Annotated in this window: 11 protein-coding genes; 1 reads left to right on the top strand and 10 read right to left on the bottom strand. The window is 39.5% G+C overall.

Going from position 1 to position 12,442, the window contains the following annotated elements; all coding sequences use genetic code 11:
* Positions 1–158: 158 nt before the first annotated feature.
* The 8 genes from ACTJKC_RS04505 to ACTJKC_RS04470 form a co-directional block, all read right to left on the bottom strand.
* Positions 159–1,397, bottom strand: a complete 1,239-nt coding sequence (locus ACTJKC_RS04505; protein ID WP_440790467.1) for a class I SAM-dependent methyltransferase — start codon at positions 1,395–1,397, stop codon at positions 159–161.
* A gap of 10 nt (positions 1,398–1,407) precedes the next feature.
* Positions 1,408–2,220, bottom strand: coding sequence for a DUF1365 domain-containing protein (locus ACTJKC_RS04500; RefSeq protein ID WP_440790466.1), 813 nt, complete (start codon positions 2,218–2,220; stop codon positions 1,408–1,410).
* Between the two features lie 441 nt (positions 2,221–2,661).
* On the bottom strand, positions 2,662–3,906 hold the full coding sequence (locus ACTJKC_RS04495) for an NAD(P)/FAD-dependent oxidoreductase (protein ID WP_440790465.1): 1,245 nt from the start codon (positions 3,904–3,906) through the stop codon (positions 2,662–2,664).
* A gap of 145 nt (positions 3,907–4,051) precedes the next feature.
* Positions 4,052–5,083: an SAM-dependent methyltransferase gene (locus tag ACTJKC_RS04490; protein ID WP_440790464.1), complete on the bottom strand. Its 1,032-nt coding sequence runs from the start codon at positions 5,081–5,083 to the stop codon at positions 4,052–4,054.
* A 159-nt stretch (positions 5,084–5,242) separates the two neighbouring features.
* On the bottom strand, positions 5,243–6,076 hold the full coding sequence (locus ACTJKC_RS04485; RefSeq protein WP_440790463.1) for a DUF1295 domain-containing protein: 834 nt from the start codon (positions 6,074–6,076) through the stop codon (positions 5,243–5,245).
* A gap of 42 nt (positions 6,077–6,118) precedes the next feature.
* The gene (locus ACTJKC_RS04480; protein ID WP_344848684.1) at positions 6,119–6,448 is read right to left on the bottom strand and encodes a DUF1475 family protein; all 330 of its coding nucleotides are present in this window, start codon (positions 6,446–6,448) and stop codon (positions 6,119–6,121) included.
* 777 nt (positions 6,449–7,225) lie between these two features.
* Positions 7,226–7,954, bottom strand: a complete 729-nt coding sequence (locus tag ACTJKC_RS04475) for an acyl-CoA desaturase (protein WP_316826196.1) — start codon at positions 7,952–7,954, stop codon at positions 7,226–7,228.
* A 139-nt stretch (positions 7,955–8,093) separates the two neighbouring features.
* Positions 8,094–8,591, bottom strand: a complete 498-nt coding sequence (locus ACTJKC_RS04470) for a phosphoheptose isomerase (RefSeq protein WP_025142534.1) — start codon at positions 8,589–8,591, stop codon at positions 8,094–8,096.
* A gap of 312 nt (positions 8,592–8,903) precedes the next feature.
* On the opposite strand from ACTJKC_RS04470, the gene ACTJKC_RS04465 reads away from it, so the two are divergent.
* Positions 8,904–10,025 carry a chondroitinase-B domain-containing protein gene (locus tag ACTJKC_RS04465; protein WP_440790462.1) on the top strand — a complete coding sequence of 374 codons (1,122 nt, stop codon included), beginning with the start codon at positions 8,904–8,906 and terminating at the stop codon, positions 10,023–10,025.
* Positions 10,026–10,248: 223 nt separating this feature from the next.
* On the opposite strand, the gene ACTJKC_RS04460 is transcribed toward ACTJKC_RS04465, so the two are convergent.
* Both ACTJKC_RS04460 and ACTJKC_RS04455 read right to left on the bottom strand, forming a co-directional pair.
* Positions 10,249–11,136 (bottom strand): polysaccharide lyase, encoded by an 888-nt coding sequence (locus ACTJKC_RS04460; RefSeq protein ID WP_440790461.1) that lies wholly within the window; start codon positions 11,134–11,136, stop codon positions 10,249–10,251.
* A 269-nt stretch (positions 11,137–11,405) separates the two neighbouring features.
* Positions 11,406–12,428, bottom strand: coding sequence for a LacI family DNA-binding transcriptional regulator (locus tag ACTJKC_RS04455; protein ID WP_440790460.1), 1,023 nt, complete (start codon positions 12,426–12,428; stop codon positions 11,406–11,408).
* Between the last annotated feature and the right edge of the window lie 14 nt (positions 12,429–12,442).

Here is a 12,442-nt window from a genome sequence, read left to right as displayed (position 1 = left end):
TTTTGTTACAATTATACGCTATACTTTTTATTCTAACTCTATATTTTATTCGGTGAATGATATGGTTTTATCGGTAAAAGGAGACATGTAAAATGGAAGATGGATAATGGAAAATGGAAATTCCCCATCATCCGTCTTACATAATACATCTTACATCCCTATCGTGAAATATTATTCGGTCTCGAGTAAACCATCTGCATTACGTTAATATTCCGCATGGCAAAGGCTGCTTCACAATAGTTCAGGTAATAATTCCATTTGCGGATAAAGGTTTCATCAAAGCCCAGTGCTTTCACTTTATCGAGGTTTTTATTGAATTCGATGAACCATAAATGAAGGGTGCGGGCATAATCTAAACCCATATCTTTTAAATCGACCAGGGTTAAATCGCCGGTTTCATTTATGGCTTTGTTCATGGCGGCTACCGAAGGCAGTAGCGAACCGGGAAAAATATGTTTCTGGATCCAGTCGACCCCATTACGCAATTTATCGTACCTGCAATCGGGTGAAGTAATGACCTGAAAAGCAAAAATTCCATCTGGTTTTAAAAGCTCCTGGCATTTTTCGAAATAGGTTTCCAAATACTGGTGACCAACTGCCTCGAGCATTTCAATAGAAACGATCTTATCAAAAGTACCCTCAATTTTACGGTAATCCTTGATGATGACCGAAACTTTACCGGCCAGTCCTTCTGCACGAACCCGCTCCATGGCCAGTTTCTGCTGCTCTTTCGAAATGGTAACTGAAGTAACGTTACAGCCATAATTTTTGGCTAAAAAGATGGCATTTCCGCCCCAGCCACTTCCAATCTCCAGCACATGGTCGGTCGCTTTAATTTTTAACTGCCTGGCCAGACGGTCGTATTTTGCATATTGCGATTCTTCTAAACTTAAATCTTCCGGGTTAAAATAACCGCTGGAATACGTCATGGTTTTATCCAAAAAAGTAGCAAAGAACTCGTTGTTCAGGTCGTAATGTTCCGAAATATTTTTCTGCGATCCGGCCAAAGTGTTTGCCCTGCGCACATGATAAATCTTGTTTACCCATTTAAAAATGCCCAACGCAATAGATTTTACCTTGCTACCGGTAACCGAAGGTGCGTTTTCGATATTCAGGATTACCCATTTAATTACATTGGTGATGTTGGTGGTATCCCAAAGGCCCGAAGTATAACCTTCACCAAAGCCGATATCGCCATAAAGGGCAATTGATTTAAAAAAATCAGGGTGGTTAACCTGGATATGCGCTTCAATTTTATGTTCACCGTTTCCAAAAACCAAAGTTTCGCCGTTAGGCAGCGAAAGTTCCAATTTCCCTAAAGTCATTTTGGAAAGTGCGTTAAGCACTACTCTTTCGAAAAAACCCGATGATGTTCTGGTAGCGGTAAGCGTGTTCATAATTTTTGATCTATTTAATTTGTGGTTTATAGGGTTTATATACGTTGCGTTGCAGTTCAGGGTTTTTGGCTTTTGGATGAAATGGTATTTTTTTTAACCAAAGCTTAAAGGCCTGCCAGTGGATCATGCCCATTACCTGCAAGGGAATTAAGGGTATAGAGAAAAAATACCGCAGCAATCCCGAGTTGGTTAAAGGTTTTTTTTCACCCATTAAGGTACTGATAAAAAATAATTTACCGGTCTTATCCAGGTCGTTAATTTTAATATCGAGCGTATCAGCTGGAACTTTTAATTTAAAATCGAATGAATCATCGTGATCGATAAAAGGCGAAACATAAAAATATTTGGTGGTGATTTTTTTAAAGGTATCGCCGTCCAGCTCATCTTTCCCAAAGAAAAAAAGTTTCATTTCGCGGTAAGTATTGCTGATTTCGGCCACACAACAAACCGGATTTTCTTCCTGATCAAAACAATAATAAAAGGAAACGGGATTAAAATTATAACCCAGAACATTGAGATTGGTAAGCAGTTTGATTTTAAGCTGAGTGCCATCAACGCCATTTTCTTTTAAATAATCTTCAACATGTTGCCTTGTGTTTTTGCTCTGGTCCGGATTTTCTTTTGGCAATTGCAGGTGCTCAGCATCGCGGAAGGAAAACAGGTTAAATTTATTCCGGCTAAACCAGCGAAGTTTTTGGGCAAGAAGATCTAACTCATCCAGATCGATGTAAAACATATACACGTTATACCAAAAAGAATGTTTTTTGGGTGCCAGGCGGTGGTGCATGACCTTAGCGGTATATATGTTTGATGTAAAATTCATTATTATTACTTCAATTTACGATTTTTCTTGTGGATTATCTTTCGATTCGTCATCTCGACCGAAACGCAGTGTAGCGGAGAGATCTATCTCTAGACAGATTTAGCTTCGCTGAGCCTTCGGGTTCTCGACTACGTTGCACTCCGCTCGAAATGACGGTAACTTACATTACAGTCCCCTACACAAATCCACCGCGCTCTATTCCATGGCCTGTGTCCTCACAGTCCATTTAATTAATATTCGATCTGTGAGGACACAGACCGAGGAAAATAGTGTAGATGTTTGAGTTAAATTCCATTGTAATTACAATTTACGCTTTTTCTTGTGGATTATCTTTCGATTCATCATCTCGACCGGAACGTCCCGAATATTCGGGAGAGAGATCTATCTCTAGACAGATTTCTCGACTACGTTGCACTTCGCTCGAAATGACGGTAACTTACATTACAGTCCCCTACACAAATCCACCGCGCTCTTATACGCATCTTCATGAAAACCATATTTAAAATAACTGCCGCAATAATAAATCGGGCCGGTTTCATTTAACCTGTGCAATTGTTCCTGCGCCTGCATGGCAGGAACGTCAAACAAAGGATGATGATAATCTATTTCTTTAATAACCTTTTCCGGATTTAACGTTCCGGTAGGGTTAATGGAAACAAAATAATTCTGTTTTTTAGAAACACCCTGCAAACTGTTCATCCAGTAAATGGTGCTTGGCAATAATTTATCGTTCTTTTTCTCTACACGGTAATTCCAGCTGCTCCAGGCCAGTTTTGTTTCCGGCATCTGCTTTTCGTCGGTGTGCACCACAGCTTTGTTTAGCTGGTATTTAAATTTAGAAAGCAGTTCGGCTTCTAAAGCGGTTTTATCTTTTACGATTTCGAAAGTCTGGTCGGCATGACTGGCCATAATTACTTTATCGAATTCGAATTTCTCGCCTTTTTGATTTTCTACTTCAACTTTACCGTTTTCCAAACGCCTTACAGAAACGATTTTATTGTTGATTTTGATCCTGTCGCGGAATGGCGCAATCAGTTTTTCGCGGTAAGCCTGACTTCCATTTTGCAGCGTGTACCATTGATACTGGGTATCCAGACCCAAAAAACCGTGATTTTTAAAAAAGCGGATGAGCGTAATGGCAGGGAAATCCAGAATTTGTTCCATTGGAGCACTCCAAACGGCAGCACTCATTGGAATGAGGTATTGCCAGAGCATATCATCACTGTAACCAAATTCCTTAAAAAATCTGCCAATCGAGTAATCCTGATATTCAGGTTTATCCAAAATCTCTACACTTTGCTTATTGAAGCGGTTAATCTGCATCAACATTTTTAAATAAGAAACATTGAACAAATTTTTTCGCTGTGCAAAAAGGTGGTTTAAGCTTGAGCCACTGTACTCTAATTTTTTAGGCAGAAACTGCACACTGAAAGACATGTCGGTTTTAATTACCGGGGCATTAATTTCAGCAAACATTTCTGTTAAATTTGGATAGGTTTGATAGTTAAAAACCATAAAACCACTATCCAGATAAATGGGTTTGCCATCTTCTTCGAGCGTAATGGTATTGGTATGACCACCGATATAACCGAGCTCTTCGAAAAGGGTAATATCGTATTTATGCTGCAATTTATGGGCACAACCCATGCCTGCTATTCCGGAGCCGATAATGGCGAGTGTCTGCATGATGTAAGATGATAATGTAAAATGGAAAACGTAATATGGATGATGGAAAAGGTAATATAAATGAAGGATGGAAAATGGACGATGTAAGATGAATGACGGGCATATCGCTGCCTCCATTATCCATCTTACATCCTTACCTTTTACATTATTTGTTTTTTTCGAACAAATAATGGCACACCATCCATTCGTTTCCTTTATTGTAATTAAACAGTTCGGCGCATGACATGTAGAACAACCTCCAGTACACCCACCATTTTACAGCCTGATCTTTACCGTAAGTGCGTTCTAAAATGGGCATAATTTCTTTTTTATGTTTGTCCATATTGCTTAACCAGGCTTCGGAAGTTTTGCCATAATTGGTTCCGTTTACCACCCAGTGTTTATCAATTTTCAGGTCATCATTAAAGTAGAAAAACAAGTGGTTTGAAGGCATAATCCCTCCGGTAAAAAAGTATTTACTCATCCAATCGGTTTCATCAATCACCTCAAATTTGTAAGCCAGGGTTTTATGGGTAAATATGTGCACGAAAAGTTTTCCATCAGGTTTCATGAAAGAAGCCACCTTGTTCAACAAAAATTTATAGTTACGCATGTGCTCAAACATTTCTACCGAAACCACACGATCGAAAGTATCAGCGATGGTAAAAGTGTTCATATCGGCAGTTAAAACCGTTAAATTCTGGATTCCGCGTTGTTTTGCCGTTTCATCGATAAAGATTTTTTGCGTGGCCGAATTAGATACCACAGTAAAAGTACTTTCTGGAAATTTAGCCGACATATATAAAGAAAGCGATCCCCAGCCGCAGCCAAGTTCCAAAACATTTTGCCCGTTTTGTAAATCTGCCCTTTTGCAGGTTAAAGAAAGCATATCATCTTCTGAAGTATCAATATCTTTAACGCCCGGTTTCCAATAACCACTGCTATATTTTAAGTTTTTACCCAAACAGTATTGAAAAAATTCGGTAGGCAACTCATAGTGCTGCTCATTGGCATCGGCTGTGTTTACGGCAATTGGCGATTGTTTCAGCTCTGCAACCAGATCCATAAATTTTTCCTGCTGTAATTCTTCATCGCCCAGTGTTTCATCGTCAAGGCGCTGTTTACATAATTTTCTGATGCCGATACGCAAAGCGGTATCCGGAAGTTTATCGTTTTCTAAAAGTTTATCGTACCACATTTTAAGCTTGGAGTTTGATGGTCGGAAGTCCGAAGTCGGATGTCCGGTGTTATTATTTTATACGCAAAACGCCTAATGGCGGATTGGTTGATGTTAATTTTACTTGTTCGAATTTGCCAGCCGCCCTAAACTTCGGTCTTTCGGACCTCCGTCTTCCGACTATTTTTTCTTCCACGGAAAAAAGGCGCTCGTTGTTTCCTGGTATTTCTTGTAAGCTACAGGTTTACTCCGCAGATTTTGCTCTTCATTATTTGGAACGCCGGTAACTTTTGTTAATAAATATAAAATAATGGCTGGACTAATGATGGCCAGAATACCCCATGGAGAAGCCAGCGCGAAAATAAAATAGCCTATCCAGGTTAACCACTCAAAAAAGTAATTGGGGTGGCGGCTGTAGTACCATAATCCGGTATCGCAAACCTTGCCTTTATTGCTCGGATCTTTTTTAAATGCAGCAAGCTGTCTGTCGGCAATCATTTCTCCGAAAAACGCAATTGCCCACACTAAAGCTCCAATAAATTCTAAAACAGAAATTCCCTGCGATTGATTTGCCGTGATGATAAAAAACGGAACGGCAAGGATAACATTGGAAATCGCCTGAAACTGAAAAAACACGAAGAAGTTTCGGTCGGCTTTATCGCCCCATTCTTTACGGAGCTGTTGGTATCTTCCCTCTTCTTCATCCAGATGACCTATTACCCTTTGCCAAAGATGAATACCTAATCGCAATTCGGCCAGTAAAAACATGCCACAGATTAATATTTTTCGGGGATCATAACCGTCAGACATAAAAAAAGTGATCAGAGTAATTACCGGAAAGTTAAGCGCCCAGAAAACATCAACCACGCCAGCGTTTTTTATTTTCTTAGCCCAAAGCCAAACCATGGCCATAATAAAACAGCAGGCAATTAGCGAAATGAGTGCGATGAATAGTAGATGTTTGTAATCCATAAAAGGTTTAAGGTTTAGGGCATAAGGTTTAAGGAAATGCATTCTACTTTAGGTTTTCACCTTCAGCCTTATACCTTTTGCCTTCTACCTTTTTACCAGCAATTCTCTAACACCTTCGCCATCTTTTAGTTTGAATAAATGCACTAAAACATAAGCCAGGGTTGCTATGCTTCCTAAACATACGAACAAAACGGCAATAGAGATTTTAAGAATAATGCTTTTTTCTTTATAGAACATCCAAAGGGTAATAATGAAGATATTAGCATAAAAATCCCATAAGGTGGCACGCATCCATGGGATGCTGCCCAGAAAATCCCATTGTTCGAACAAATTGCTTTCTAATGAGGTACTTATTACTTTATAGCACATAAAAACGAGCAGTGCAGAGAAAACGATTTTGAGGAAATTGATCATCAAATGATTGAATTTTAAAACAGGTTGGAGTATATACGGTAAGATAAGCAAAAAGGATTTGATTAAAAGATCTGAATTATTCTTCAACTCCGCTTCTATGACAAAAGCGGGCTATTTTCCGTGTTTTCTGTACATCCGTGGCATAAAGAAGTAGTGTTTTTTTGAAAAGCAGGTTCCTGTTCGTTTCGGTTACGATAGTCCTGCCATTCGCTTCAATCTTTTTGTGGTGCTGTTGTGCGCTGATTCAGGCGTCCGTTTTATAGGGAACAGATGCTTCGTGCCTCAGCATGACAGCATATTAATGGTAGTGCGATCAAAAAGGATTTTAGCTGCTGTCAGGTTTAGAGAACACAAAATAGTATAAGGAAGGAAAAAGAAACGACCAAATTTTGTTAATGGTCTGTGGGGACACAGACCATGGTACACAAAAAAGTATGAAACAAATTAGATTTCTCCACTGCGGTCGAAATGACGAGCGCGGAGTAAATCTGTGTTTTCAGTGCATTCGTGGCTAATAAGTTCCCCGAACAATTAATCAATTAGGAAAACTTGATGGTCTGTGGGGACACAGACCATGGTACACAAAAAAGTATGAAACAAATTAGATTTCTCCACTGCGGTCGAAACGACGATCGCGGGGCAAATCTGTGTTTTCAGTGTATCCGTGGCTAATAAGTTCCCTAACAATCAATTAGGAGAACTTGATGGTCTGTGGGGACACAGACCATGGTACACAAACCATGGCTTTGGGCTAAGTCTTTAAGCTTAACCCTCCTCTTAAACCTTCCTGATTTTAATAATCCTCATCCAGTGCAAAACTTTCATTACCGGATAGGTTGGATCAAATTCCCACCATTTAGTGGCGAAATTTGGGCTATTGGGTTTTTTGTGGTGGTTGTTCTGAAAAAGTTCTCCCATTAATAAGAAATCCCAGGGTAAGGAATTTTTACTGTGGTCGTCGTTATCATGGTTAGAGTAACCGTATTTATGCCCGCACCAGTTTACAATTGCACCATGCAGTGGTCCCATTAAAAAGTGGATCGGCAATAAGATAAACAGCCACCAGTGGTTGGCAAAAGCAATATAAAAACCGATGTAAAATAAACCACATGCAATTCTCCAGGCCCACGAATTGCCAATTTTATCTACAATCGGCCATTCAGGATAATTTCCCTGAAAAGCAGGCTCAGGCTGTATTTTAAACTGCAGGTAATTCATGTACATGTTCTTCGTAGCAATCATCATCCCGAAAACATCCTTAAAAAAATGTGGAGAATGCGGATCTTTTTCTGTGTCGCTGTATGCATGGTGCATCCGGTGCAAAATGGCGTAAGCCCTTGGATTTAAAAATGATGAACCTTGCGAGATCAGCAATACCAGGTAGAAAAACCGTTCCCAAAAAAGCTCCATTTTAAACATCTTGTGCGATGAGTAACGGTGAAGGAAAAAGGTTTGACTAAACAGGGATAAAAACCAATGACAAAGAAAAAAAATGAAGATGATCATGTATGATGTGTATGCTTTATAAACGTAGTTTGAGGGCGTTTAGTTTTCCAGCGTATAGAAAAACTGCTTTGGTTTAAGCGTTTAGACTAAGAGAATCCTGTTCCAATGTGATAGAACAGGATCTTATGTGTATATTTTATTATCTGCCGAAATCGTCCTGAACGCGAACAATATCGCTTTCATCTGATGGGTTCGAAGCATCGGTATGTTGCCAGATTTCTGCCACAACTCCCCAGTCTTCTAAACCGATTAAACGGTGACGCTCGCCCTGTTGTAATTTGATTTGATCTTTCGGAGCATATTTTTTCACTTCACCTTCTTCGTCAGTCTGGCTGGTTTTAATACCAACAGTACCAGTTACTACTTGCCATATTTCGGCCCTGCGGTGGTGATATTGCCACGAAAGACGTGTGTTTGGAGCAACGATTAAAATTTTCGGACTTAATTTACCACCAATTTTAAGGTCTTCTACATTTAATCCATCAAAATAAGTATCGGCAAATTGTTGTGCCTGCGCTTCATCTATCACAAAGAAACCACCCCATGGACGGGTTTCATCGCGGTTTACTACATTAAAACCTTCAATTTTTAAACGTTGTGCTACGCTTTCGAATATTTCTTTTTTGTCGTTTGTCATTGATAATTATTTGTTTTCTAATGATTGTCGAGGTTTACAGGCATAAAATATGGCCTGTATGGTTCTATAATTGCCGCAAAAATAAGCCTAATAAATTAAAAAAGGCCTCTCGTACCTTTTATTTTTTTGGGCAGGCGCCAACTGCATAGGTAAAAACCATTCATACGCCTATTAAATGCTGTAAAATTGATGATAAAATCGATTTATTAATCATGATATCAGCCTTTGCTTTAGTATGTTTGAAGAAACGTAACACCTGCACTAATGATGATCCGGAAACTCAGTATCTGCATTTTATTATCTTTAATCTTCATGCAAAAAGTCTCTGCCAAAGTGTACTATATTGGCTCAGAACAGGAGTTCAAGACTGTTCAATCTTTATTCGTACCTGGAGATGAGGTAGAGATTAAAAATGGAAATTATACTGATTGGTCTTTAAGTATCCATAACAAGGGAACTTCGGCAAAACCTATCATGATACGGGCAGAAAAACCAGGTATGGTTACTTTTTCAGGTAATGTTACCAAACCAATATTCAGTATTTCAGGAGCATATGTTTTTATTAAAGGAATTAACTTTAAAGATTGTGTGATAACTAAAACTGGTGTACTTATCGAACTTAGTATCAGTAATAATTGCCGAATATCGGACTGCAGTTTTTCTTCAAACCAGGTTAAAACTCAATTTACGCCCCTGGTTATTATTTCAGGGAACGGTAGCAATAACATAGTTGAGGGTTGTAATTTTATTTCGAATATAGATAATCAGGATGTGCAGGTTAAAATAACCAAAGATGCCTGCCCAAAATTTACACTGATTAAAAACAACATTTTCAGGGATAAAAACAAAGTAAGCTGGCCAAATGCGAATGGTGGCGAATGTGTGCAGGTTGGTCAGGATCCGGTATTGCTGGGCAATCAAAAACCAGAAACTACGGTGTGGAAAAACCGGTTTATCCATTGCAATGGCGAAAATGAAGTGATCAGCAATAAAAGCAGTGGCAATAAATACCTGAACAATTATTTCGAAGATAATGATGGCGAACTGGTGATGCGTGGCGGTCACGATTGCGTAATTGCGGATAATACTTTTAAAGGTGGTACAGGCGGTATCCGCATCAATGGAACCGGCCATCAGATCATCAATAATAAAATTGATGGCATTGCAACAGCCATCAGGTTAATGTATGGCATGGCGAAAGGAAAAGATGAAATTGGTTTTTATATTGCTGCAAGTGATTGTATGATAAAAAACAACACAATTTCAAACGCCACAACAGGAATTTTGATCGGCGATAGTAAGGATGCAGACTGGACTGGGAAATTTGATACGAAAAGATATCCTTCGCCGGTAATGCAGAATGTTGCTCCTTTTAATAATACGATTAGGGATAATGGCTTTAAAAACGTTAAGGATGAGGTGGTCGAAAAATAAGTCGTCATTTCTGGTATTTTATTGAAATTAATGTGAATAACAGATGAGTTTACACCCTAAAAAAATAACGTCATTTCGAGCAGAGTGCAATGCAGCCGAGAACCCGAAGGCTCAGCGAAGCTAAATCTATCCCGAGATAGATTTCTCCCCGCCTGTACGGGCAGGCATTCCACTGCGTTCCAGTCGAAATGACGGTTACTCTTTTAAAACAGATCGATTATAATTAGTTGATCTTATTTACCACAAGATCATCAAAATAAATGTAACTGGTTTGACTTGAGCCCCATACGGCAACATCTTTTCCGCCTCTAAAATTATGGAACGATAACCTGTTGATTAAACGTTGTGCATCGTTGGTTGTCCAGCGGATTGATTGATCCAATACCGTTGTACCGTTGATGATTACCTGTACCCAACCGTTTTTGCTCGATCCGGTGTTGCTTTTCACATAAAGGTGAACGGTATAGGTATCGCCCTTAACGAGGCTGCCTGATGAAGGATATGATTTACCAAAGGTATCGCCACAAGGGCCGGCCATATCTCTGTGGTACACATAAGGCTGAAAGAATACGCGGCTACCAGTATTGTACCACATCAGGCGCAAACTTCCGCCATTACCATCGCTGGCAATATCGCATCCGGTATTTCCTTCACCAATGAGGAAGCCGAAACCAACTTTTCCGCCCCTGCTCCAATCAAACTGACTATGGAAACGGACTTTAAAAGTAGCTTCGTAAGCAGAACCGTCCGAAATATCAGCACCTGCAATTAAACCATTCGATACTGAATTGGGCGCTAAAGTAGCCCTGGCCCAGTTGCCCGAAATATAGGCCCTGCTTTCGTTCCAGCCGGTTAAACTGGCACCACCAAAATCGGCACTGGCTTCGCCATAAGTATAAGCACCATCGGCATGGTTAAATCCGGTGTTAATGTTACTTGGATAAACTGCTGCGGCGGCTGCAGCGGGATTGGCAGCGGCCAGCTTCTCCGGAGAATTAATACTGCCCGGGGTTGACTCTTCTGTTTTATCTTTCTCACAGCCATAAAAACTTAGAGAAAGTACAAGCAATAGGGATGCGATAAAATGCATCGGGTTCATTTTTTGACTCATTGTAATTTTTGTTTAGATTTAAATTTGGTTAGTGTTTTTGCGAAGTGTAACTCCTATCCTGGATAGTTTATTACGGGATTGTTAATGATTTTTTTATCTTTTTGGTTAGTGATTTATCTGATACACTAACTTAAATAAAAATGTAAGCCCAAACAGACGAAGCCCATCTTAAAAACAGAAAAACCCCTTCCTGTTGTTGTTACAACGATTGAAATAATGATCGCTTTAAGGCATACGCTACAGCACTAAAACCCTTGTTTAATGGTTGATTATGCTGTTTGGTGGATTTTCAGGTTACAGTTTACAATTACCTTTTTATAATCTTTGGCATCAATATCGCCGTGAATGAGTTTAACCAATAAAGCAACAGCCTGCTCGCCCAGCGATTCGGGATTTTCTTCTATTGAGGCTATTGGAGGCGAACTGAGGTAGGCAATAATCGGATCGTTACCAAAGCCAATACATTCGAGTTTTTTAAGTTCGGGATGTGCTATAGACCTAAGGAATTTTATGGTATCAAAAAGCAGTTTTTCTTTAAAAGCTACCAATGCTGTCGGACCATTTTCGGGATCACTGAACAGGTTTTTAATGGCTGTAAGTGTATTTGCATCGTCGAAATCGGTATAAGCTACATAATCGGCATTAAAAGGTATATCGTTATCCTTTAGGGCATTGATATAACCCGAAAAGCGATCGTGACTAAAATTAACCATTTTTGGTCCGCCAAGGTAGGCCACTTTTTTATGCCCCCTATTGATGAGGTATTCGGTTGCCATATAGCAGCCCTGATGGGTATTCCCTAAAACTTTATGGCAGTTGAGGTTAAAACTAGGATTGCGGGTATAATAAACCACAGGGATCCCGATTTTCTCGAACTGGTCTAAATGTGCAAAATCCGATGTCTGTTTCGAAATGGCCACAATCAGTCCATCTACCCGCGAACCTAAAAGTGTTGCGGCAGCATTTACTTCCATTTCAAAATTATCGTGCGATTGACTGATAATGATATTATAACCATTAGCCGTTGCCAGCTGCTCCATTCCATAAATACTACGGGTAAAAAAATGATCGGAAAGATTGGGCAAAATAATGCCAATAATCCGCGATTTACGATCCCTGAGTCTTAATGCCGAAATATCAGGCGTAAAATTTAACCGTGCAGCCAGCTCTTTTACCCTGAGTTTTGTACTCTCTTTTATCCGCGGGTAATATTTTAATGATTTGGAAACTGTAGAAATGGATAGTTTGAGTTCTTTTGCAATCAGTTTTAATGTAACAGGTTTATTTTCCATAGGTAAGGGATATT

Origin of the sequence: Pedobacter sp. 22226, from assembly GCF_052045455.1 — a bacterium.
Taxonomy (GTDB): Bacteria; Bacteroidota; Bacteroidia; order Sphingobacteriales; family Sphingobacteriaceae; genus Pedobacter; species Pedobacter jeongneungensis.
Note: the sequence above shows the minus strand (reverse complement) of the source record. Positions and strands in the feature narration are given on the sequence as shown.